Here is a 22,934-nt window from a genome sequence, read left to right on the forward strand (position 1 = left end):
TTATTTGATGTAGTCGAACAGGGACATGCGCTGCACGGTGGCGTAGGCCTGAAGGCCCGCGTTGAGCGCGAGCTCCTTGTTCTTGAAGTCGGAGATGCCCTTGACCATGTCCAGGTCGACCAGGCGCGATTCCTCCAGCTCCAGGTCGGTGCTGCGGTTGTTCATCAGCAGGTCCATGGAGTCGGCGCGGTTGAGCCATTCGCCGGCGCGCCCGCGCGCCAGCAGCACGCGGTCGTGCCCGGCGTCCACCTCGGTGAGGGCGCGCCCCAGCGCCTGGGTGCGCAGGGCCGATTCGCCCGCGCCCTGGTAGCGCAGGGCGTCGATGGCGCCCTGCACGACGGAGAAGATGTCGGTGGTGCCGGTGGCGGGGGCGAGGTCGATGCGGTCGCCCGCGGTCGGCTGGCCGTTCATTTCGAAGGACAGGCCATCGAAGGCCACGGTCTTGCCGGCCTCGTAGGGCACGCCGGCATGGCCCGCCACGGGGGTACCCGTGGTGGTGTTGGTGATGGTGTATTGGATGACGCCGCCCACGTCGGCGAAGTCCACGCGGTAGTCGTCGCCGGTGAGCGCGGTGGCGTCGGTCACCTGCCCCACGCTGGTGTTCACGCCGCCGGTGTTGCTGGTGGGCAGGCTCAGGGTGAACGAGCCATTGCCCTGCGGAATGCGCATCCAGATGGCGTCGCCGTCAAGCGACTGAGGCAGGGTGCCGTCGCCCGCGGCGGGTTGGCCGCGCTGGCCCTCGAACTGCACGCCAGCGCCGCTGGGCCCGTACAGGTCGACGAAGGGCGTGGGCGCGCCACCCAGGCCGCCGTACAGGGTGCGTCCGTTGCTGTCGGTGCGGTTGGCCACGGCCAGCAGCTGCTCGCGCAGGCCTTCGAGCTGGCGCGCCACGTCCTCGCGCTCGGCGTCGGCGAAGCTGGGGTTGCCGGCGGACACGAGCAGGTCGCGCACGCGCTGGATCAGCTCGCCCGATTCGGCCAGGCCGGACTCGGCCTGCTGCAGGCTGGTGCGCGAAGCGTCCAGCGCGCGCAGGTCGGCCTGCACCCGCGTCATGCGGTTGCGGGCCGACTCGGCCAGCGTGGCGGCCACGGGGTCGTCGCTGGCCTTCATCACGCGCTTGCCGCTGGAGATGCGCTCCTGCTGCTTGGCCAGGTCGTACTGGCGCGTGGCGAGCTGGTCGATGGTGCGGTCGAACTGGTTGGCGGTGGCGATGCGGAAGCTCATGGCGATCAACGTCCCACGGTTTGCAACAGGCTGTCAAAGGTGCTCTGCGCGATCTGCAGAAACTTGGCCGAGGCCTGGTAGGCCTGCTGGAATTGCAGCAGCCGCGCGGCTTCTTCGTCGAGGTTGACGCCGGACACGTTGCTGCGCGCCTGCTCGGCCGCGGTGGCCACGCCGGCCGAGAAGTCGGCCGCGAACTGCGCGCCCTGCACGCGCGTGCCCAGGTCGGAGAACAGGCTGACGTAGCCGTCGGACAGCGGCACGCCGTCGAAGGTGGCGAGGTCGCGCAGGGCCAGCATGCCGCTGGCGTTGCCGGCGCTCTGCGCGATGGCGTTGGACGGCGAGGCGCCGATGGAGAAACTGTCGCCGGCGGTGGGGTTGCCGCGAAGCGTAAGGCTCCAGCCATTGAGCACGATGGCCTGGCCGGGCTTGAAGTTGTAGCTCGGCGGCGGGCCGGCGTTGTCGGGCGGGGGGTTGCCCGGGCCCAGGCCGGTGGCGCTGAAGCTGCCGTCGGCGTTGAAGGTGATGGTGACCGGGTCGGTGAGGTTGGCCGAGTTGTCGACCGCGTAGAGTTTCTCCACGCTCAGGCTGCCCGAGTTGCCGGTGCCGGGGGTGACCATGACCGGGCTGGCCACGGCCAGCTGCTCGGGGGCGTCGATGGCCACCTGCAGGTTGCGCGCCGCCGCCTCGAATGGCCGGATGCGGAAGCGGTCGCCCGGCACGGCGCCGGCCGCGTCCACCTGGAAGCTCAGGCCATCGACCTCGGCGGGCAAGGCGCCCACGCTGGTGGTGTTGCCGTCGCTCAGGCGAACGATGCTGAAGCCGCCGGCCTCCACGCGCAACTCGTAATCGGAGGCGATGAGCGCCTGCGGGTCGCTCACCGCGGCGCTCACCTGGCCGGTGCCACCGTTGGCCGGCGAGGCCAGGCCCTTGGCGGCGGCGGGCGGCACGAAGAAGTTCTGTCCCGGGTTGCCCTTGAGGTCCAGGCCCAGCGCGTGCTGCTGGTTCACCAGGCTGGACGTGGCCAGCGCGATGCGCCCGAGCTGGTTGGCCGCGGCCGCCAGGTCGTCGTTGAGGAAGCGCACCACCCCCGCCAGTTCGCCGCCGCCCAGCGAGCCATCGGCCAGCGCCGTGGACACCCCGCCCTGCACGAAGTTGATGGTGATGCGCGACGAGTCCATGGGATCCGTCTGGGCCGCCAGCTTCGCCGCCTGCGCGCCCAACACCAGCGGCTGGCTGCCGGCCACGAACACGTTGACCGAGCCGGCGTCGCCGGGCACGGTGCTGATCTGGACCTTGTCGCTCAGCTGGCGCAGCAGCTGGTCGCGCTGGTCGTACAGGTCGTTGGGCGTGTGCGCGGTGCCGGCCGTCTCGATGATGCGCTGGTTGACCTTGGCCAGGTCCTGCGCGATGCGGTTGATGTCCTCGGTGACCGACTTCACCTGCTGCTGCGTGGTGTTGCGCATCAGGTCGAGCTGGCCCGCGCTGTCGCGCAGCCGGCTGGCGAATTCGTCGGCCCGAGCGATCACCACCGTGCGCGCCGTGAGGTTGCCCGGCGCCGAGCTGAGGTCGGTCCAGGCATTGAGCATGTCGTTGAGCGCCACGCCCAGGCCCTTCTCGCCGGTGGGGAACACGGTCTCCAGCTGCTCCAGGCGGGCCAGGCGCGCCGCGTCCGCCGCGGCCACCGAGCCGGTCTGGCGCGCCTCGCGCGTGAGGTACTCGTTGTGGGCGCGCTCCACCGTGGTCATCTCCACGCCCTTGCCGAAGTAGCCGCCACCAGTGAACTGGTAGCCCGCGCTGGACAGCACCACCGTCTGGCGCGAGTAGCCGGGCGTGTTGACGTTGGCGATGTTGTGGCCGATGACCTGCAGCGCCGCCAGGTTGGTGTTGAGCGCTCGGGTGGCGATGTTGAGTGAGGACATGGCTCAGGCTCCCCTTCAGCCTTGCGCACGCTGAAGGCTCAGCGTGGTGTTGATGGCCCGGCCAAGCTTCTCGGCGTAGGACGGGTCGGTGGCGTAGCCGGCGCGCTGCAGGCCCTTGGCGAAGCCCTGAACGGAATGCAGCTGATCCATCACGCCCTCGTAGCGCGGGCTGTTTCCGATCAGGCGCGCGTAGTCGCGGAAAGACTCCTCGTAGGAGTCGTAGGCGCGGAACTTGGCCGTCACCTTGCGCGGCTCTCCATTGATGTACTCGGTGGTGGTGACCTCGGCGACCTTGCCGGTCCAGCCGCCTGTGGCCTTGATGCCGAACAGGTTGTGCGCGGGCGAGCCGTCGGCGTGGCGGATCTCGCCACGGCCCCAGCCGCTCTCGTGCCCGGCCTGGCCCAGCATGAAGGCGGCGGGAATGCCCGATTCGCGCGCCACCGCCTGCGCGGCGGCGCCGTGGCGCTCGACGAACGCGCTCTGGCGTTCGCCGGCGCTGGCGCGGCCCACGGTGCTGGGCGTGGCCGGGGCGTCGGGCAGGGCCTGCGCGCCGGACATGCGCCCGGCGAGCTGGCGCTCGATGGCCTCCGACAGGCCGCCCGGCAGGCCGGTGAGCTTCTGCGCGAACTGCTGGTCCAGCAGGTCGGTGCCCAGGTTCTCGCCCTCGCTGTCGAACAGGCCGCTCTTGCTGGTGGCTTCGCGCATGCTCTTGATGAGCTCGCGCATGAACAGGGCCTCGAACTGCTTCGCGGCTTCCTTGAGCGCGGCCTTGCTGTCGCCCGCGCCCTTGAGCGCGTTGAGCGCGTTCGGGTCGGCGGCGAGGCCGCTCGGCGAGGTGAAGGCGCTGCTGCCGATCATGGCCGTCAGATGATCTCGAGCTCGGCGTTGAGCGCGCCGGAGGCCTTGATGGCCTGCAGGATGGCGATCAGGTCCTGCGGCGTGGCGCCCAGGGTGTTGAGCGCCTTGACCACCTCGCTGAGCTGCGCGGCCGGTCCCATGTGGATGAGCGAACCCTTGTCCTGGCTGATCTGGATGCTGGCCTGCTCGCGCACCACCGTTTCGCCGCCTGAGAACGGTGCGGGCTGGCTGATGACGGGCGTGCTGCTCACGCTCACCGACAGGTTGCCGTGCGCCACGGCCACCGGGCCGAGCGTGACCGCCTGGTTCATGACGATGGAGCCGGTGCGCGCATTGATCACGACCTTGGCGCTGGGCACGCTGGATTCGATGCGCACCTCTTCCACGCGCGCCAGGAAGGCCACACGCTGGGAGGGGTCGGTGGGTGCGTTCAGGCGCACCACACGGCCGTCGACGGCGCTCGCGGTGCCGGCGCCCAGGGCCTTGTTGATGGCGTCGGTGACGCGGCTTGCCGTCTGGAAGTCGTTGCTGTTGAGGCCCAGGTCCAGCGTATTGCCAGCGTGCAGCGAGGTCGGCACGGCGCGCTCGACCTGGCCGCCGCCCGGGATGCGGCCGGCGCTCAGGTGGTTGATCTGTACCTTGCTGCCACCGGCGGCGGCGCCCGCGCCGCCGACCATGAGGTTGCCCTGCGCGAGCGCGTAGATTTCGCCGTCGGCACCGCGCAGCGGCGTGACGATGAGCGTGCCGCCGCGCAGCGACTTGGCGTTGCCCATGGAGGAGACGGTGACGTCGATGGGCTGGCCCGGCTGCGCGAAGGGCGGCAGCTCGGCCGTCACCATCACGGCGGCCACGTTCTTGAGCTGGGGGTTGGCGCCGGGCGGCAGCGTCAGGCCGTATTGCTGCAGAAAGTTGGCCAGGCTCTGTCCGGTGTAGGGCATCTGCGTGGTCTGGTCGCCGCTGCCGTCCAGGCCCACCACCAGGCCGTAGCCCGTGAGCATGTTGCTGCGCACGCCCTGCACCGCGGCGATCTCTTTCACGCGCACGCTTTGCGCGGCGGCGGAAAAAGTCGCCAGCGCAACACAAATCAGCATCAAGTGGCGCAGGCGGTGGACGATATTCATGGCATCAGCAAGTGGTCAAACCCAGGGAGGCCGCGGAGCCGGCTGTGCCGGGTCGCTGGTGCCGCCCCTTGGGGGTCGCGCGAAGCGCGGCGGGGTATCGCATGATCGCGTGCCCTAGAACGGCAGAACGCTCAAAAAGAAGCGCGCCAACCAGCCAATTGACATGGCTTCACCCTGCGCGCCGCGGCTGCGCGACTCGATGCGCGCGTCGGCCACCTGGGTAGAGGGCACCACGTTGCCGGGGCGGATGCTGCGCGGATCGACCGTGCCGGAGAACCGCATGACGTCCACGTTGGCGTTCACGCCGATCTGCTTCTCGCCGACGATGCGCAGGTGACCGTTGGGCAGCACCTCCTGCACGGTGGCGGTGATGGAGCCGCTGAAGTTGTTGTTGCTCGAGGTCGCGCCGTCGCCCTTGAAGTTGTTGCTGCTCTGGGCGCCGAGGTTGGCCTTGCTCCAGGGCGTGGTGCCGCCGAACAGGGGGATGGCGCTGATGCTCGCCGAGGCGTCGGCGCTGCGGTCGATGGAGGCCGAGGAGTTCTGGCTCGCGGTCACGCGCTCGGTGATCTGCACCGTGATGATGTCGCCCGGCAGGCGCGCGCGCGGGTCTTCGAAGGCCGGACGGTAGGTGGCGGCGCGGAACAGGCCGCCGGTGGGCGCGGCAGAGGCCACCTGCAATGCCTGCTCCTGCTGCACGTACTGCACCGGCTTGGCGGGCACCAGGTCCACCACGGGTTCGTTGCGCAGGGTCTGGCAGCCGCTGGCCAGCACGGCCAGGGTGGAGAACAACACCCACAACGCCAATCGACGGCACATGACGAGTCCTTGAACAGCGGCCCCCCATGGGACCTTGCGAGGATTGTCAAAAAACTTGAGGGTGGCCAATGGCCGGAACAAGCCGCCGCGGCCCGGCCTTTTCCGGGGTTCGGCCCCCTGGAGCGGGCGCGGACCCGAACCTATGGCCGATGCGGTCATTTGGCCGAGAACTCAAGCGAGCGCCGCGCCACCCAAGCAACATCGGACGACCGCGCAGGGCAGTCGCTCCCCATCCACATCCCGCCGAGGTGCCTATGCCGTTGCTGACCCGCTTCTTTTCTCGCAACACGCTCAAAGAGGAAGCCTGCCATTGGAACAGGACGGACCTCAATCTCAAGAAGCTGGATGAGCTGCTGGCCCAAGACAAGGTGAAAGACGGCGCGGTGCTCTACCTCAACACCAGCCGCTCGCTGCTCGGGAAGGGGGTGGACTTCCTGTCGACACGAGAACACACCACGTCGCATTCCCTGCTCACCCCCCGCGGCTGCAGCGCGGAGACCGCACGGCGCCTGGAGCACACCCTCACGGCCCAGTTTGCCGATCGCTACTACGGGCCGGAAGCGGAAGAGGCTCGGCAGTACGTGCTCAATGCCATCGCCCAGCACCGGCAAGTGGTCAAGAGCCCCCAATTCGCCCAGGCGATCCACACGCTGGCCCACGCCAAGGAGATGCCCCGCCCCACGGGGCCCGCCCAGGTCGCCTCCCTGCAGAGCACCAGCCACCCAGCCCAGCCGAATACCGTCCCGGCCGGCCAGGCCATCGGCCCCTTCGCGAACCTGCTCGCCCATCTGGTTCCCGGGATTGCAGCGGATACGCCGATGGACGCGGCCTGCAGGGCCATGAACGATCAGTCCGATGCCACGAAGGAGGCCATCAAAGACCTTCTGTCGTTTCGGATCAAGCATCACCGCAAGGACGACAACCCCTACATGAGTGAGACGGCCATTCGCCTGTTCATGGAGCTCGAATGCGCCGCTCCCGTCGACCCGGCCCCCTCCGTCGGCGACACCTCGCAGGCCATCGGCGCTTTCGCTGACACGCTCAAGCGGGCCGCGCTCGCCCATCTGGGTTATGCGGAGTTCGCCGAAATCGACGAAACCACCTCGCTTGACGAGCTTCTGGACAACATCCATTCGCGTTCCATCGAGTGGAGACACGCCATCCAGAACGTCCTCCTTCAGATCATTGACCTGAAGGCACCGAGCGACAAGGAATCGGAATGGCCCGTGCTGTTCGGCGATGCCCACATGGCCGCGCGGGTGTTGCAAGGCATCGAACAGGCCCCACCCGCCGATCCGTATGCCGACATCGAGGGTGCCGACCTGTTTGACTACAGCGCCACCAACGCCTCGTCCGACGCGCAAGCGGCGAGCAAGGCCAGCCCATCGCCTATCGGCACCGCGACCGCTACCTACAGCTCCGCCGACAGCGACGAAGACGATTTCGGCTCGCTGACCAACAGCAGCCTCTAAACCCCGCTCCCCGGCGCCGAGGCGCCGCCTGCGGTGCTCACAGCTGCGCGAGCTTCTGCAGCATCTGGTCCGAGGTCTGGATCGACTTCGAGTTCATCTCGTAAGCCCGCTGCGTCTGGATCATGTCCACCAGCTCCTGCACCACGTTCACGTTGGATTGCTCGGTGTAGCCCTGCATGAGCACGCCCATGCCGGTGGTGCCCGGCGCGCCGTTGACCGGTGCGCCCGAGGCCACGCTCTCGCGGAACAGGTTCTGGCCCATGGGCTCCAGACCGGCCGGGTTCACGAAGTTGGCGAGCTCGATCTGGCCGACCTGCTGCGGCTGGGTCTGGCCCGGCAGCTTGACCGTGACGATGCCGTCGCTGGAGACCGTGACGCTTTCGGTTTCGGCCGGCAGCGTGATGCCCGCGGTGAGCGGGAAGCCGCTGCTGGTGACCATGCGGCCTTGCGCGTCGCGCTGGAAGCTGCCGTCGCGCGTGTAGGCCGTGGTGCCGTCGGGCATCTCGACCTGGAAGAAGCCGGCGCCGTTGACGGCCACGTCCAGCGCGTTGCCCGACTGCTGCAGGCTGCCCTGCGTGAAGTTGCGGCTGGTGGCCACGGTGCGCACACCCAGGCCGATCTGCAGGCCCGTGGGCAGCTCGGCCTGCTCGGCCGCGTTGGCGCCCACCTGGCGCAGGTTCTGGTACATCAGGTCTTCGAACACCGCGCGCGAGCGCTTGAAGCCATTGGTGCTGACGTTGGCCAGGTTGTTCGAGATGACGTCGAGCTGGGTCTGCTGCGCCGTCATGCCGGTCTTGGCGATCATGAGGGAGTTGATCATGGGAAGCTCCGTGCTTAGCCGTTGACGTTGAGCAGCTGCGAGGCGCTGCGGTCGTTGCCTTCGCCGTTCTGCAGCATGCGCATCTGGTATTCGAACTGCCGCGAGGCCGCGATCATGCCGACCATGGCCTCGACGGGATTGACGTTGGAGCCTTCGAGCGCGCCGTCTTGCAGGCGCGCCACCTCGCTCGTGGGCAAGGGGTTGCCCTCGGGGCCGCGGAACAGGCCGTCGTCACCGCGCTTGATCGGGTTGTCGGCGTCGGGCACCACCATCTTCAGGCGGCCCGCCACCTGGCCGGGTTCGTTGCCCACGCGCGTGCTGACGCTGCCGTCGGCGCCGATGTCCACGCGCGCGTTCTCGGGAATCACGATGGGGCCACCGTCGCCCAGCATGGGCAGGCCGCTGGCGTTCACCAGCGTGCCGTCGGCGTTCACCTGCAGCGCACCCGCGCGGGTGTAGGCCTCGGTGCCGTCCAGGCCCTGCACCGCGAACCAGGCGTCGCCTTGCGCGGCAACGTCCAGGTTGCGGCCGGTCTGCTGCACCGAGCCCGCCAGGTTGGAGTGGCCGGCCGTGGCCTCGAGGGCGAACACGCGGGTGCTGGCACCGTCACCGCGGATGGGCACGGCGCGGAAGGTGGACAGCTCCGCGCGAAAGCCCGTGGTGGACACGTTGGCCAGGTTGTTCGACAGCACCTGCTGGCGGTGCGCCGCCGCGCTGGCGCCCGTCATGGCGGTGTAGATGAAGCGGTCCAAGCACAAGTCCTTTCACTCGCCTGCCGCGCCAGCAGCGCTGGCCACGGCGGCTTGAAAGGATTGTGGAAATTCTTGAGGGGAGCCGATGCCCCGAACAACAGGGAGGTGGCCCACCAATTCGGCGCTTCAGGGACCGCCGGCCCGACGCAGGCGGCGGCCTACTTCTGAATGTCCAGCGAGCGGATCGTGTAGCGTCCCGTCGACCGGAAGCTGGTGTACTCGGTCTGGAAGGCCACGCCCAGGTCGGCAACCCAGACGTACTTCATCTTGTTCACCACGACGCCGCTCGCCCCCGTCTTGGTGCATTCCAGGGGAATTCCCTGGCCGCTCAGGCCGGCGAACAGAGTCGCGGCCGGCACGGCCGGACCCGCGACGCAGACCCGTTTTTCGTCGGTGAATCCAGCGATCTGCGGGGCCAGGCCGGTCTTGGCCTCCATGGTGTAGCTGCGCCCCGCGACCGGCTTGCCCAGCGAGCGGTCGAACACCGTCAAGTCCTTGGTCTCGAAGGGCTGCTGCGCCGTGGGCCGGTCGAGGAAGCTCGTCTGCGAGCGCAGGATGTGGATGTTGCCAAACATCAGCGCCATGTTGATGCGGTACGGCACGCCATTGCGGGCGTACTCCGATCGCTGCTGGATGTAGCCATCGCCCAGGTTGGTGATGGCGTAGTCCGCCGCCAGCTCCAGCTTGCGGCCTTCCTCGTCGAAGTCGGCAGACACGCGGTAGCGGATGCGCTTGAACGGGGCGGCGGGCAAGCGTTCGCCCGCCTCCAGCACCGTCTTGACCTTGGGCGGCAGCTGGGCGGGCGTGAACTGCTGAGCCATGTAGGCTTCGCTGTCGGTCACCACGGTCTTGGTGTCGACGGCGGCACAGCCGCCCAGCGCCGCCGCGACGGCCAACACCAGCAAACGAACACGCAGATCGGAAGCCAGAGGCATCAGGGGTCCTTTTTCTTGACGATCGGAGGGGCTTGCGGGCCCGCCAATCCCTCGCGGGGACCCGGGGCCGCGGGGATTCTAGGACGGCCTTTTGGGCCCGCGCCTCCGTGTCAACCCGGTGCGCGGCCAGGCCAGTGCACGATCAGCGCATGTTCAGCAGCGTGCTGAGCACCTGGTCCTGCGTCTTGATGGTCTGCGCGTTGGCCTGGTAGGCGCGCTGCGCGGTCATCATGTTGACCAGCTCGGCGGTGATGTCGACGTTGGAGTCCTCGGTGGCGCCGGCGCGCAGCGCGCCGAAGTTGCCGGTGCCCGGCTCGCCGCGCAGCGGTTCGCCCGACGAGTAGGTGGCCGTCCAGTTGCCGCCACCGGTGGGCTGCAGGCCCTGCGCGTTGCGGAAGTTCACGAGCGCGATCTGGCCGGCCGCGCGCGTCTCGCCGTTGGAGTACTGGCCGGTGATGATGCCGTTCTCGCTGATCTTCAGACCGAGGAACTGGCCGGGCCGGTAGCCGTCCGGGTCCAGCTCGGTGACGCCGAAGGCGGTGCCGGTCTGCGTGACGTTGACGAAGTCCAGCGTGGCGGGAAAGGTCAGGGCCGGGTCGTTGGGCGAGGCCAGCGTGAGCGGCGGGATCACCGAGGCCGGGTCCAGCGAGCCGTCGTTGTTGAAGGTGAGGGTGAAGGGGGTGGACAGCGCGGGATCGGCGCCGTTGACGCCGGTGTAGACCTCCCAGGTGTTGTTGCCCACCTTGCGGAAGGCCATGGACACGGGGATCTCCAGGCCCTGGTCGTCGAAGGCGACGAAGGAGGTGCCGTAGGTGGACAGCGGCGTGGGCGGCGTCACCGTGTTCCACACCGGCGCTCGCGCGTCCAGGTTGAACTCGGCCGTGACGTTGCTGGTGCGCTGGGCCGGGATCGGCGCGCTGGTGGGCAGGGTGAGCGGCTGGGTGTCGAAGCTCAGGCGGTTGCCCTGGGGATCCGTGGGATAGCCCATGAGCTGCGCGCCCTGGTGGTTGACGATCTCGCCCTGGTCGTTGAGCTTGAACATGCCAGCGCGGCTGTAGGCCGTGCTGCCGTTGGGCATGGTCAGCTCGAAGAAGCCGGCGCCGTTGATGGCCACGTCCAGGTCGTTGCCGGTGATGGTGATGTTGCCCTGGGTAAAGCTCTGCGTGACGGCCGCGACCGACACGCCAATGCCCATGTTCACGCCGCCCGCCGCGTTAACCGAGCTCGCGTAGACCTCGGCGAACTCGGCGCGCGAGGATTTCATGCCCACCGTGTTGCCGTTGGCGATGTTGTGGCCGATCACGTCGAGGTTCTTGCTCGCGCTGTTCAGGCCGGAGAGTCCTTGCTGGAATGCCATGGTGTGTCCTTGCGTTGCGGAGTCGCGGGTTACATGAACGTGGTGATCTTGTCGTAGCCGACCGTGCTGCCGTTCTGCAGCTGAAGCTGCATCTGGCCGTCCTTCATGCCGACCGAGGTCACCGTCAGGCGGCTGTACATGAACGAGCCGACGGGCGCGCCGCCGTTGGAGGCGCGCACGCGGTAGCTGGCCACCTCGTTGGGATTGAACTCGCTGCCGTCCCAGTTGAAGGAGTGCTGGCCCGCGGTGAGCGCGCCGAAGTCCAGGGTGTCGATCACCTGGCCGGACTTGTCGAGCACATCGACCTGCACGCTGTCGGCCGGGGCGTCGAGGCGGAACGCCGCCTTGCCGACCGTGCCGTCGAAACCGAAGGTCTTGCCCTCCACCAGGGCCTCGCGGCCGATCAGCGACAGACCCTGCAGGTTCTGCATGGCCGAGAACTGCGTGGCCATGCCCTTGAGCGTGGTGTTGAGCGACTCGATGCCCGCGACCGTGTTGATCTGCGTCATCTGCGTCGTCATCTGCGCGTTGTCCATCGGGTTCATCGGGTCCTGGTTGTTCAGCTGCGCGACGAGCAGCTTGAGGAACCGGTCCTGCGTGGCCTCGGCGCCGGTGGCGGCCGTGGCGGACTTGGCGGTGGAACTGCCCGGCGTGTTGCCGAGGCCGGACAGGTCCAGGGGATTGGAGAACATCATGGTGGGGCGTCCTTGAACGGAATCACTGGCCCATCTGCAGCGTCTTGAGCAGCAGGCTCTTGGCGGTGTTCATCACCTCGATGTTGTTCTGGTACGAACGCGAGGCGGAAATCATGTTGACCATCTCCTCCACCGGGTTGACGTTGGAGTGCGTCACGTAGCCCTGCGCGTCGGCATTCGGGCTCAGGGGGTCGTGCACCCGGCGTCCCGGCGTGTCGCTCTCGGTGATGGTCTGCACCTTCACGCCCGCGCTGCCGGCATCGCCCATGGCGACGGTCTGGAAATGGATCTGGCGGGCCTTGTAGGCCTGACCGTCCGGGCCGGCCACGGCGTCGGCGTTGGCCAGGTTGCTGGCCACCACGTTCAGGCGCTGCTGCTGCGCGCTGATGGCGCTGCCCGAGACGTTGAAGATGTTGAACATGGACATGGCGAAGCCCCCTCGGTCACTGGCCGGTGATGGCACTGAGCATGGTCTTCACATGCCCGTTGATGAAACGCAGCGTGGACTCGTAGCGGATGGTGTTGTCCACGAAGTTGGCGCGCTCGCGGTCCAGGTCGACCGAGTTGCCGTCCTGCGCGGGCTGTGTCTGCACGGCGTAAGCGAGCTGGGGGTCGCCCGGGTGCGCGCCCACGCTGCGGAAGTGGCGCGCATCGGTGGTGGCGGCGCCGGCGGTGCCGCTGCCCGTGGCGTCCTTGAGCGCGGCGGCGAAATCGAAATCGCGCGCGACGTAGCCGGGCGTGTCCGCGTTGGCGATGTTGCTGGCCAGCACCTGCTGGCGTTGCGAGCGCAGCGACAGCGCCTGGGCGTGGAAGTCCAGCCGGCTGGTCATCTGTTCGAACATGCTCACCCCCTGGGGCGGGTTGTCGGGGCCGGCCTCGGGACGAGCCCATGGCCGGGGCGTGCAGCGATTGTCAAAAGACTTGAGGGCCGCAGAAGCGCGGAACAAACGGGTGCGAATCGGGCAATTCGCGGCTTTGCCCGGGCGCGGGCCGGCCTACAGTGCCCCCTGACACCCTGTCCGTGGAGCCGCCATGAACCCACCCGCCCTGCGCCTGTTGATCGCCGTCGTCTTCGGCCTGAGCTTGCTGGCCGCGTTCTCCTCGTCCGCCCACGCGAACGACAACAGCGGCCTGGAAAAGCTCGCGCGCGATTTCCTGCAGCCCGCCGTGGACCAGGCCCTGGCCGAGCAGGCCGGCACGCCGCTGCGCGCCGAGGTGCAGATGGGCTCGCTGGACAACCGCCTGCGCCTGGCGCCGTGCAACGCCATCGAACCCTTCCTGCCGCCCAACGGCCGCCTCTGGGGCCGCAGCCGCGTGGGCCTGCGCTGCGTGGACGGCCCCACGCGCTGGGCCGTCTACCTGCCCGTCACCGTGCAGGCCTTCGGGCCGGCCTGGGTGCTCAAGGCGCCGGTGCAGTCCGGCGAGACCCTGACGCAAGAACACGCCGAGCGCGCCGAAGTGGACTGGGCGGCCCACCCCTCGATGGTGCTGGCCCTGCCCGAGCGCTGGGTCGGCCAGCAGGCCGCGTATGCCCTGACGCCGGGCCAGGTCATCCGAGAGAATATGGTCCGCGCCCCGCAGGCCTTCGAGGCCGGCACCCCGGTGAAAGTGAGCGCGGGCGGCAAGGGTTTTGCCATCACTGTGGTGGGCCAGGCGCTGAACGCCGGCCTGGTGGGCCAGAACGCCCGGGTGCGCCTGCCCAGCGGCAAGGTGGTCAGCGGCGTGGTGCGGGCCGATCAGGTGGTGGAAGTGCCCCTGTGAGGCGGGCCCACGCCGATGAGCGGTAGAAAAAGCGCCTTAAAACACTAAAGTTCCAGGGATCGAGGTCGATACAACGTGCACATGACCCTGCCATCAGGGTTTGGAGCGTGACATGAAAGTCGATTCGTCAACGGATTCCTATATTGGCTCCGTGGCCGGTGGCCCCGCCAAGGCGCCCGTGGGCCCGAGCGAGGCCGCGGCCAAGCCGGCCGGCGCCAGCGCGCCGCAGCCCGGCGTGACCGTGACCCTGTCCTCGGCCGCCGCCGTGGGCGGTGCCACGGGCAGCGAGGTGTTCAACGCCGACAAAGTGGCGGCCGTGAAGCAGGCCATCGCCGACGGCACCTTCCAGGTGAACCCCGAAGCCATCGCCGACAAGCTGCTGGCCAACGCGGCCGAGATGCTCAACGCCGCCCGCGGCTGAAACCCACCATGAACGAGGCCCGCGCCCCGCACCCCTGGATCGTGCTGCTGCACGAGCGGCTCGACGCCCTGGAGCGCGCGCTGCTGCAGGGCGACGCCCTGGGCGCGGAACACGCCAGCGGCGCGGTGCAGGCCGCGTTGCAGGAAGCGCCGCGCACCCTCGAACTCAAAGACGGCCACGCGCGCGAGCTGCACCAGGCCGCCCAGCGCTTCGCCCAGCTGCGCGCCGCCACGGTGCGCGCCGCCGCGCTCAACGAGCGCGCCCTGGGCAGCCTGCTGCCCGACCACCTGCAAAAGCCCACCTACCAAGGTCTGGGCAAGCCGGGCGCGCGCCGCTACGCGGGCGCCTGAGCCCTCCCCCCTTTTCCCTTCCGGCCTTCAGCGCGTCGGCGCCACCGCATCGCGCGGTCTGGGCGCGCCGGGCGCCAGCGACAACGGCCGCTCGACCGCGAGGAACAGCGCCGCCGATGGCAGCAGCGTGAGCGCGAACATCACCGGCATCAGGGCCCAGAAGAACCACGAACCGAACGCCGCGCCCGGCATGAGCACCGACATCGCGAGGAAGGCGGCTTTCAGCGCGAGACCGTGGATCAGGTAGTACGAGTAGCTCATGTTGCCGAGCCAGCGCAGGGGCGACCATGAGAACAGGCGCGCCAGCGGGGCCTGCGGCGCGCGGAAGCAGGCCAGGCACAGCAGGAAAAAGCCCAGGCACAGCGACAGGGCGTCGAGCGCGGCGCCGACGGTCCCGTCCCAGGGGAACAGCGTGCTCATCAGGCCCAGCGCCAGGGCCAAACCGCCCACCAGGGCGGACGGCGTGGGCACGCGCGGGGCGGTCACGGCCTCGAACAGCAGCATGCCGGCGATGAACAGGGCCAGCCGCACAGGGCCCCCGGCCAGGGCGCAGTACACCAGCAGCGCCGCGCCGGTGCCCACGAACAGCGCCGAGCGCCACCGCCCGCTGCGCTCGCGCAGGCCCAGGCCGGCGATCACCAGCGGGAGCACCAGGTAATAGAAGAGCTCGTAGCTCAGCGACCAGGCCACCGTGATCATGGGTTCGATGGGGAACAGGCCGGGCAGCAGCAGGAAGTTCTGCAGCAGGTAGACCAGGGCCTCGCCGGACTCGGACGGGATCTTGCTTTCGGCGGGGAACAGGTAGGACAGCGCCACGTACAGCACGAACACCACGGTGAAGGCGGGGTACAGGCGCTCGATGCGGCGCGCCATGAAGCGCATGAAGGGCTGGCGCCGCGAGATCAGCGAACCGTAGATGAGGTAGCCACTGAGCACGAAGAACAGGTCCACCCCGGCGTTGCCGACGGTGTGCAGGGCCTCGGCCAGCGGCAGCGCGGCGGCCCCGTCGATCAGCCAGTCCCCCACCAGCGTGGCGTAGTGCACCAGGAACACCAGGAACACGGCGAAACCGCGCAGGCCCTCCATGGGCCGCACGTTGTGGGCGCTGCCGCGCGACAGCTCGAAATAGGGGCTGAGCCAGGGCATGGGGTGTTTCAGTGGGGGACCGTCCGGCACGGGGCGCGATTGCACCAGCATTCGCCCGCCCGCGGCAGGGGCATCACCCCCAGCACGGGGGATTCGGCGACACCCGGGCGTGAATTGCGTCACGCCGAAGCGGTTCGATTGGACGGATCGGGATCAGAAAACCCAAACCACACGACCGCAACGCTCACCGAACGGGTCGCCACTCAGCGCCCGGCAGTCCAGCTGCGCTGGACGCCAACCCCAGCCGCCCACCCTTCGCGCCCATGATTTCGACAAGCCCGTCCCTGTCCTGCCCCAAAACCCAACAGCTCGACCACTTCCTGGCCACGCCCACGCCCCAGAGCCTGCTCGAGCCAACGCCCAAGCGCAGCCGCGACCAACAACCCGTCTACGCGACCCGCCGGGCAGACGGCCGCTTCCAACTCTATGCGCTGACCTCCATTGCGCCGATCGGCCATCCGCGCCCGCGCGGGGGCGACCTGGGCGAGTTCCTGGACGAGCTGGCCTCCGAGATTCGAGCCCAGAACGGCAAGCAGGCCGACAACGCCGTGCGAGAAATGCGCCTCACGCTGCGGCCATGCGATTGGCGGACCCACCCACCAACGGTGCGGGACTTGCGCCGGCTGAATGCCAGGATGAAACAAGCCCTGGACGACAAGCCCGACGCCTCACCGGAGGAAACGAGTTTCCGACAACGGGCGCGCTCGACGGTCGCGATCAACACGCTTCAGGACGCCCTGAACCAGAGGCTGAGGACCTTGTCCAAGGGCGATCCTCGGCGCGAGGCCCTGAGGCAGGCGGGCCAGTTGCTGCTGGACGGGCTGATTCAGCCGGACGCCACCCTCTCGCTCAAGGGCCTCGCCGTCGACAGCATCCACTGGCTGCACGGCAGCGGGCTCCTGACCCGCTTTGCCCACCTGCGGGACGGCATGGACCCGCCGCTTGAACGCCTGATCGCGCCCGAGGCCGCGCAGCACCTGCTCGATCCCTTGCGGCTGCCCACCATCCGAACGCTGATGCTGGTCTGACCGGGGCGCCAAACCCCGGCCCGGCCCTTCAATGCTCCCGCAGCTTCGAGCGCAGCCGCGCGATCGACTGGCTGTGCAGCTGGCACACGCGCGATTCGGTCACGCCGAGCACGGCGGCGATTTCCTTCAGGTTCATGTCGTGCTCGTAGTACATGCTCATGATGTGCTGCTCGCGCTCGGGCAGGGTCTTGATCGCCCCCACCAGGGCCATGCGCATGCGCTGGTCCTGCAGCACGGACGAGGGGTCGGCCTCGTGGTCGCCCATGTGGCGGTCGAGGAAGCCGTCCTCGTCGTCGCCACCACCGCCGCTGATGTCCTCCAGGTACACCAGCTGCGTGCCGCGCACCTTGGCCAACAGGGTCTGGTAGTCCGCCAGGGTCAGGCCCATCTCGGCCGCGATCTCGCTCTCGCGCGGCGGGCGGTGCAGCTTTTGCTGCAGGCGGTGCACGGCCTGCTCGATGTCCTTCTGGCTCTTGCGCGAGCCGCGGCTCATCCAGTCGCCGTCGCGCAGCTCGTCGATCATGGCGCCGCGGATGCGCTGGCTCGCGAAGGTCTCGAACTGCACGCCCTGCGAGGGCTCGTAGCGGGCAATCGCCTCGGTCAGGCCGATCATGCCGACCTGGATCAGGTCGTCGAGCTCCACGCTCGGGGGCAGCTTGGCGATCATGTGGTGCGCCAGGCGACGGACCAGGGGGCTGTACTTGCGCAGCTGGTCCTCGCGGTTGAGCGTGCCTTTGGCGGTGTACATCGTCAGCTCCAGAAGGGAATGGCGGCCCCGGCGTGCGCGCCGCGGGCGGGTGAGCGGTAGGGAACGAAGGCCGGCGCATCGGCGCAGACGAGCGCGGCGTCGGGCACGCGCTGGCCCCAGGCGGGGCGCGCCCACACCGGCGCCTTCAGTTCCAGGTGGCGGCGCGCGCAGTCGACCACGTTGGCCAGCACCTGCGGCTGCGCCTCCAGCGGTGCGAGCACCGGGTGCAGGCCGGCGCCGTGCAGCCACTTGAGCGCGCCGTAGGCGTCGATGCTGGCTTGCGGCTGCGGCACCACCGGCACCATCACGCGCGCTTTCACGCCGCCCAGCAGGCTGGCCAGCATCTGGGCGGGCGCGTACAGCAGCAGCAGCGCGCCGGCCGCGAAGGGGGCGAACAGGCGGGTGAGCGCGGTGTCCGCGCCGGCGGCCGCGGCCGTGGCCAGCAGGCTCTGCAGGCCTTGCGCGGCGGGCATCACCAGCCAGTCGGTCGGATCGCCCGGGCGGGCGTCGGCGCCCAGGTTCACCACGCCGGCGTCGGCCAGCGCGTGGCTCAGGCCACCGCTGTCGCCGCGCTCGGTGGCGCAGGCGTCGATCACCACCACGCGCTGGCCGGCCTCCGTGAGGTCCATGGCCAGGCGGCAGAGCCACTCGAAGCCGCGCGAGGGCATCGCCGGGCTGGCCAGGGGCATCAGCGCGGGTCCGCCATGGCGGGCCTGGGCCTCGAGCCGCAGGCCGGCGGCCTGGTCGACGCCGAAATCAAACATGCAGGCCCCCGAGCGGCATGCCGCGGCCACCGGACTGGGCGAAGTAGAAGCCCATGTCGGTGCTCGCGGGGTCGAAGGCGGACTTGCCGGCCGTGCCCATGCTGAGCTTGACCAGCGTGGCGGGGTCGGCGCCCTGCCAGTCTTCGGGCACGCGCTGGCCGTTGGCCACGCCGCGCACCGTCACCTGGTGGCGGATGGCCGCGTCCAGCGCGGGGCCCAGCTTCACGGCCTCGTCCACCTTGGAGAGCACCACGCCGTGCAGCTTGTCGGCCTTGAAGGCGGCCAGGGTTTCGTCGATGGCGTCGCCCTGCGCGCCGGCGTTGAGCACCAGCACCTTCTTGAGCGCGGGCACTTCCAGCACGTCGAGCATGTCCTGCACGCGCTGGTCGCGCTGGCCCAGGCCGGCGGTGTCGATGATGACCAGGCGCTTGCCCGAGAGCAGGCCCAGCAGGTCCTTGAGCGCGGCGCGGTCGTGCGCCAGGTGGGCCACCACACCCAGCATGCGGCCGTAGGCGCGCAGCTGCTCGTAGCCCGAGACGCGGTAGCTGTCCAGCGTGATGAGGCCCACGCTGCCGGCGCCGAACTGCTTGACGCACTGCGCGGCCAGCTTGGCGGCGGTGGTGGTCTTGCCCACACCGGTGGCGCCCACCAGGGCGACCACGCCGCCCTCTTCCGTGAGGCCGGCGCCCGCCGCGCTGACGCGCAGGTTGCGCTGGATCGCATCCATCACCCAGCGCAGCGACTCGCCGGCGCCAGCGTCGGCGGGCAAGCGCTCCAGCAGGGCGCGCGCGAGCTGCGGCGAGTAGCCGGCGCGGATGAGCTTGTGCATCAGGCTCGACTGGATCGGGTTCTGCTTGCTCGACCCCAGCCAGGCCAGGGTGTTGAAGCGCTCCTCGATCATGTCCTTGAGGGCGGAGATCTCCACCGCCATGCGGTTGTCTTCCTGCGTGGCGAAGCGCGCGGGCGGCGCGGTGTCCTCGAAGGCGTTCTCGCGCGTGCGGATGGGCGGCTGCGCGCGGCGCGCCGGCTGGGCCATCTCGGGTGGCTCGTTGTAGCGCTGCACCGGCACCATGATGGGATCGGCCGGCTCGGCGATGAGGGGTTTGGCCGGCGCCACGGGGGCCGCGCTCGCGGCCTGCGCGGCCACCATGGGCGCGGCGGACTCGCCCATCTGCTCGCGGCGCTTGCGCAGCATGCGCTCGCGCACGTATTCCTGGAACGACAGCGTGCTCATCGCCATGGCCTCGGTGTCGCTGCCCACCGAGCTCTGCGCCACGGCCGCCTTCGCGGCACTGGCGGCCGGCGCGGCGGCGGGCTGGGCCGCGGACGCGATGCCCGCCAGGCTTTCCTCGGCCGCGGCCATCACCTCGAAGCCGTCCGCCGTCTGGCGGGTCGAGAGGATCACGGCGCTGTCGCCAAACTGGCGCCGCGCCTTGGACATGGCCTCGCGCGAGGTGGGGGCGATGAAGCGTTGGATGTTCATGAGGTCAGTTCCAGAAGAAGGCATTCAGGAAATCAGGCGGCCAGCTGGCCCAGGATGGGACCGATGCGGATCAGGTGGGTCTCGGGGATTTCGCTGTGCGCCAGCACCTGCAGGCGCGGCGCGGCGCGGCGCAGCAGGCGGGCCATGGCGCTGCGGATGGCGTCGGGCACCAGCAGGCAGGCGGGCACGCCCTTCTCTTCCTGCTTGTTGGCGATGTCGGTGGCGGACTGGCTCAGCATCTCGGCCACGCCCGGGTCCAGCGCGCCGGCGTTCTGGCCGGACAGGGCCTGCATCAGCAGCCGCTCCAGACCGGGCTCGATGGCGATCACCTCGAGCTCTTTCACCGGGCCGTAGATCTGCTGCACGATGGCCGGCGACAGCGCCATGCGCACGCGGCGCGCCAGCTCGTGCGGGTCGGTCACGTGCACCGCGTGCTCGGCGATGGATTCGATGATGCTGCGGATGTCCCGCACGTGCACGCCTTCCTCCAGCAGCAGCTGGAGCACTTTCTGGAAGGTGGCAACCGAGACCATCTTGGGCACGACTTCTTCGATCAGCTTGGGGGCCAGGCGGGTCACGTGTTCGACCAGTTCCTGGGTCTCCGTCCGGCTCAGCAGCTTGGCCGCCTGGACTTGCATCAAGTGTGAAAGATGGGTCGCCAGCACGGTCTCGGAATCAACCACGGTGAAACCGGCCATTTGCGCCGTTTCCTTCTGGCGCTCGTCGATCCAGTGCGCAGGCAGGCCGAACGCCGGGTCGGTGGTGGGCGTGCCGATCAGGGGTGTGTTGATGCCACCCGGGTCGATGGCCAGCCACATGCCGGGGAAAACCTCGCCCTCGCCCACCACCACGCCGCGCAGGGTGATGCGGTAGGCGCTGGGGTGCAGCTCCAGGTTGTCGCGCACGTGCACGGGCGGGGGCAGGAAGCCCACGTCCTGCGCGAACTTCTTGCGCACGCCCTTGATGCGCGTGAGCAGGTCGCCCTGGCGGTTCTTGTCCACCAGCGCGATCAGGCGGTAGCCCAGCTCCAGGCCCAGCAGGTCCACGGGCTGCAGATCGTCCCAGCTGGCCTCGCCGTCGTTGGCGGGGCCGGCCGCGGCGGCGGCGGACGGGTCGGCCTTGGGCGCGCGCTCCTGCTGGCGGCGCCAGTAGGCCAGGCCGCCCAGCAGGGCCGCGAACATCAGGAAGAACAGGTGCGGCATGCCAGGAATGACGCCCAGCAGGAACAGCACCGAGGCCGTGATGCCCAGCACGCGCGAGGACAGGAACATCTGCTGCGCCACCAGGCCGCCCAGGTCCTCGTCCTTGCCCACGCGCGAGACCACCATGGCCGCGGCCACCGAGATCAGCAGGCCCGGGATCTGCGCCACCAGCGCGTCGCCCACCGCCAGCAGGATGTAGTTGTCCGCCGCCTGGCCCACCGACAGGCCGTGCTGGGCCATGCCAATGGCGAAGCCGCCGATGATGTTGATGATCAGGATCAGGATGCCGGCGATGGCGTCGCCGCGCACGAACTTGGAGGCGCCGTCCATGGAGCCGAAGAACTCGGCCTCCTCGCCCACCTCGGCGCGGCGGCGCTTGGCCTCCTTCTCGTCGATCAGGCCGGCGCCCAGGTCGGCGTCGATGGCCATCTGCTTGCCGGGCATGGCGTCCAGGGTGAAGCGCGCCGACACCTCGGCGATGCGCTCCGAACCCTTGGTGATGACGATGAAGTTGATCACCACCAGGATCACGAACACGATCAGGCCGACCGCGAAGTTGCCGCCGATGAGGAAGTGGCCGAAGGCCTCGATCACCTCGCCGGCCGCGCCGGGGCCGGTGTGGCCCTGCAGCAGCACCACGCGCGTGGAGGCCACGTTGAGCGACAGGCGCAGCAGCGTGGTGAGCAGCAGCACCGTGGGAAAGACCGAGAAGTCCAGCGGCCGGCGCATGTAGGCCGCCACCATCATCACCACCAGCGCCAGCGCGATGTTGAGCGTGAAGAAGGTGTCGAGCAGCCAGGGCGGCAGCGGCAGCACCATCATCGAGAGGATGGTCATCACCAGCATGGGCGCGGCCAGGCCGCCGGCCAGGGCGCCGTGGCGCTTCAACCATTGCTGCAAGGCGTTCATTGGTCAGCCTCCTGGGGCTTCTTCTTGAAATGCGGGTCGAGTTCGGGCGGCACCTGCGGCTGCGGGTCGGCCGGCATGCGGCCCTGGCCGTTCATGGCGGCCTTGAACTGGTAGACCCAGGCCAGCACCTGGGCCACGGCGGTGTAGAGCGCGCCCGGGATTTCCTGGTCGATTTCGGCGTGCGCGTACAGCGCGCGCGCCAGCATGGGCGACTGCAACACCGGCACGGCGTTGGCCTTGGCCACGTCGCGGATCTTGAGCGCCAGCAGGTCCGTTCCCTTGGCGATCACGCGCGGCGCGGTCATGGTGGCGTCGTCGTAGCGCAGGGCCACGGCGTAGTGGGTCGGGTTCATCACCACCAGGTCGGCCTTGGGCACGGCGCGGATGCTCTGGCGCTGGGCCAGCTGGCGCTGGCGTGCCCGGCGCTGGCTCTTGACGTGCGGGTCGCCCTCGGCCTCCTTGTGCTCGCGCTTGATCTCGTCGTGCGACATGCGCAGGCGGTGCTTGTGCAGAAAGCGCTGGGTGGGCACGTCGATGGCGGCCACCACGCCGATGACCAGCAGCAGCAGGCCCACGCCCATGGCCAGCCACTGCGCGAGCTGGCCGATGCCGGTTTCCAGCGGGCGCATGAGCAGCGTCGCGAAGGCCTCGGCGTGACCGGCAATGAACTGGCCGGCCACGATCAGCACCACGGTGGTGATGCCGACCAGCTTGAAGGTCTCGACGAGCTGCTGGCGCGAGAACAGGCGCTTGAAACCCGACAGCGGGCTGATGTTGCTGAGCTTGGGCTCGATCGGCTTGGTGCTGAGGGCGACGCTGCCGGCGGCGATGAGGGCCACCACCGCCAGGGCGATGACCAGCAGGCCCAGGGGCAGGTAAACGATCAGGGCCTGGGCGGCGTTGTCCGACAGGCGCTGGAGCATGAGCTCGGGCGTGCGCACGCTGGCGTTGTCGAAGCGCAGCTGGCCGGCCAGCGTGTCGCGCAGGCGGGCAAAACCGGTGGGCGCAAGGCCAAACAGCACCAGCATGCCGCCGCCGAGCACGGCGAGGTTGGACAGGTCCTTGGAGCGCGCGACCTGGCCGTCATCGCGCGCCTTCTTCAGGCGCTGCGGCGTCGCTGGCAGGTTTTTGTCTTGGCTCGAGGAGTCCACGG

At 69.3% G+C, this 22,934-nt stretch carries 23 protein-coding genes; 5 read left to right on the forward strand and 18 right to left on the reverse strand.

Translation table 11 applies throughout. From position 1 onward, the window contains the following. The 5 genes from flgL to DY262_RS08220 form a co-directional block, all read right to left on the reverse strand. Positions 1-1,224, reverse strand: coding sequence for a flagellar hook-associated protein FlgL (gene flgL / locus DY262_RS08200; protein WP_116958438.1), 1,224 nt, complete (start codon positions 1,222-1,224; stop codon positions 1-3). A gap of 5 nt (positions 1,225-1,229) precedes the next feature. After that, on the reverse strand, positions 1,230-3,143 hold the full coding sequence (flgK, locus tag DY262_RS08205) for a flagellar hook-associated protein FlgK (RefSeq protein WP_116958439.1): 1,914 nt from the start codon (positions 3,141-3,143) through the stop codon (positions 1,230-1,232). A 15-nt stretch (positions 3,144-3,158) separates the two neighbouring features. Continuing rightward, positions 3,159-4,001: a flagellar assembly peptidoglycan hydrolase FlgJ gene (gene flgJ / locus DY262_RS08210; protein WP_116958440.1), complete on the reverse strand. Its 843-nt coding sequence runs from the start codon at positions 3,999-4,001 to the stop codon at positions 3,159-3,161. Between the two features lie 5 nt (positions 4,002-4,006). Then, the gene (locus DY262_RS08215; RefSeq protein WP_116958441.1) at positions 4,007-5,122 is read right to left on the reverse strand and encodes a flagellar basal body P-ring protein FlgI; all 1,116 of its coding nucleotides are present in this window, start codon (positions 5,120-5,122) and stop codon (positions 4,007-4,009) included. 114 nt (positions 5,123-5,236) lie between these two features. Further along, positions 5,237-5,938, reverse strand: coding sequence for a flagellar basal body L-ring protein FlgH (locus tag DY262_RS08220; protein ID WP_116958442.1), 702 nt, complete (start codon positions 5,936-5,938; stop codon positions 5,237-5,239). A gap of 254 nt (positions 5,939-6,192) precedes the next feature. On the opposite strand from DY262_RS08220, the gene DY262_RS08225 reads away from it, so the two are divergent. Then, positions 6,193-7,410, forward strand: a complete 1,218-nt coding sequence (locus DY262_RS08225) for a hypothetical protein (RefSeq protein WP_116958443.1) — start codon at positions 6,193-6,195, stop codon at positions 7,408-7,410. A gap of 37 nt (positions 7,411-7,447) precedes the next feature. Here the strand turns inward: DY262_RS08225 and flgG are convergent, their stop codons facing one another. The 7 genes from flgG to flgB all read right to left on the reverse strand — a co-directional run bounded on the left by flgG (position 7,448) and on the right by flgB (position 12,811). Continuing rightward, entirely contained in the window at positions 7,448-8,230 is a 783-nt protein-coding gene (gene flgG, locus DY262_RS08230; protein WP_070401007.1) for a flagellar basal-body rod protein FlgG, read from the reverse strand. Between the two features lie 14 nt (positions 8,231-8,244). Next, the gene (gene flgF, locus DY262_RS08235; protein WP_116958444.1) at positions 8,245-8,982 is read right to left on the reverse strand and encodes a flagellar basal-body rod protein FlgF; all 738 of its coding nucleotides are present in this window, start codon (positions 8,980-8,982) and stop codon (positions 8,245-8,247) included. 158 nt (positions 8,983-9,140) lie between these two features. Then, on the reverse strand, positions 9,141-9,917 hold the full coding sequence (locus tag DY262_RS08240; RefSeq protein ID WP_147326193.1) for a hypothetical protein: 777 nt from the start codon (positions 9,915-9,917) through the stop codon (positions 9,141-9,143). 142 nt (positions 9,918-10,059) lie between these two features. Next, positions 10,060-11,274, reverse strand: a complete 1,215-nt coding sequence (gene flgE, locus DY262_RS08245) for a flagellar hook protein FlgE (RefSeq protein WP_116958446.1) — start codon at positions 11,272-11,274, stop codon at positions 10,060-10,062. 29 nt (positions 11,275-11,303) lie between these two features. Continuing rightward, complete coding sequence (locus DY262_RS08250) at positions 11,304-11,969, reverse strand: flagellar hook assembly protein FlgD (protein WP_116958447.1); 666 nt, start codon at positions 11,967-11,969, stop codon at positions 11,304-11,306. Between the two features lie 22 nt (positions 11,970-11,991). Beyond that, on the reverse strand, positions 11,992-12,396 hold the full coding sequence (gene flgC, locus DY262_RS08255) for a flagellar basal body rod protein FlgC (protein ID WP_070401003.1): 405 nt from the start codon (positions 12,394-12,396) through the stop codon (positions 11,992-11,994). Between the two features lie 16 nt (positions 12,397-12,412). After that, positions 12,413-12,811: a flagellar basal body rod protein FlgB gene (flgB, locus tag DY262_RS08260; RefSeq protein WP_070401002.1), complete on the reverse strand. Its 399-nt coding sequence runs from the start codon at positions 12,809-12,811 to the stop codon at positions 12,413-12,415. Positions 12,812-13,001: 190 nt separating this feature from the next. Here flgB and flgA point away from each other — a divergent pair, with 190 nt between their 5' ends. The 3 genes from flgA to DY262_RS08275 all read left to right on the forward strand — a co-directional run bounded on the left by flgA (position 13,002) and on the right by DY262_RS08275 (position 14,501). Then, positions 13,002-13,730, forward strand: a complete 729-nt coding sequence (flgA, locus tag DY262_RS08265) for a flagellar basal body P-ring formation chaperone FlgA (protein WP_239478255.1) — start codon at positions 13,002-13,004, stop codon at positions 13,728-13,730. A gap of 112 nt (positions 13,731-13,842) precedes the next feature. After that, positions 13,843-14,151, forward strand: a complete 309-nt coding sequence (flgM, locus tag DY262_RS08270) for a flagellar biosynthesis anti-sigma factor FlgM (protein ID WP_116958448.1) — start codon at positions 13,843-13,845, stop codon at positions 14,149-14,151. Between the two features lie 8 nt (positions 14,152-14,159). Then, positions 14,160-14,501: a hypothetical protein gene (locus DY262_RS08275; RefSeq protein ID WP_070400999.1), complete on the forward strand. Its 342-nt coding sequence runs from the start codon at positions 14,160-14,162 to the stop codon at positions 14,499-14,501. Between the two features lie 27 nt (positions 14,502-14,528). On the opposite strand, the gene DY262_RS08280 is transcribed toward DY262_RS08275, so the two are convergent. Beyond that, positions 14,529-15,647 carry an acyltransferase family protein gene (locus tag DY262_RS08280; protein WP_116958449.1) on the reverse strand — a complete coding sequence of 373 codons (1,119 nt, stop codon included), beginning with the start codon at positions 15,645-15,647 and terminating at the stop codon, positions 14,529-14,531. Positions 15,648-15,910: 263 nt separating this feature from the next. Here DY262_RS08280 and DY262_RS08285 point away from each other — a divergent pair, with 263 nt between their 5' ends. Further along, positions 15,911-16,675 carry a hypothetical protein gene (locus tag DY262_RS08285; RefSeq protein ID WP_116958450.1) on the forward strand — a complete coding sequence of 255 codons (765 nt, stop codon included), beginning with the start codon at positions 15,911-15,913 and terminating at the stop codon, positions 16,673-16,675. A gap of 28 nt (positions 16,676-16,703) precedes the next feature. On the opposite strand, the gene DY262_RS08290 is transcribed toward DY262_RS08285, so the two are convergent. From DY262_RS08290 to DY262_RS08310, 5 genes are read right to left on the reverse strand one after another with little or no spacing between them, the layout of a single operon-like run. Next, complete coding sequence (locus DY262_RS08290; protein ID WP_070400996.1) at positions 16,704-17,423, reverse strand: RNA polymerase sigma factor FliA; 720 nt, start codon at positions 17,421-17,423, stop codon at positions 16,704-16,706. Positions 17,424-17,425: 2 nt separating this feature from the next. Beyond that, positions 17,426-18,187, reverse strand: coding sequence for a hypothetical protein (locus DY262_RS08295; RefSeq protein ID WP_116958451.1), 762 nt, complete (start codon positions 18,185-18,187; stop codon positions 17,426-17,428). Further along, positions 18,180-19,670, reverse strand: a complete 1,491-nt coding sequence (gene flhF / locus DY262_RS08300; RefSeq protein WP_116958452.1) for a flagellar biosynthesis GTPase FlhF — start codon at positions 19,668-19,670, stop codon at positions 18,180-18,182. Before flhF ends, DY262_RS08295 begins: the two co-directional genes overlap by 8 nt. Before the next feature lie 32 nt (positions 19,671-19,702). Beyond that, positions 19,703-21,781 (reverse strand): flagellar biosynthesis protein FlhA, encoded by a 2,079-nt coding sequence (flhA, locus tag DY262_RS08305; protein WP_116958453.1) that lies wholly within the window; start codon positions 21,779-21,781, stop codon positions 19,703-19,705. Then, positions 21,778-22,932, reverse strand: coding sequence for an EscU/YscU/HrcU family type III secretion system export apparatus switch protein (locus tag DY262_RS08310; protein ID WP_116958454.1), 1,155 nt, complete (start codon positions 22,930-22,932; stop codon positions 21,778-21,780). The genes flhA and DY262_RS08310 overlap by 4 nt, the downstream gene beginning before the upstream one ends. Positions 22,933-22,934 lie beyond the last annotated feature (2 nt).

The organism is Hydrogenophaga borbori, assembly GCF_003417535.1.
Lineage (GTDB): Bacteria > Pseudomonadota > Gammaproteobacteria > Burkholderiales > Burkholderiaceae_C > Hydrogenophaga > Hydrogenophaga borbori.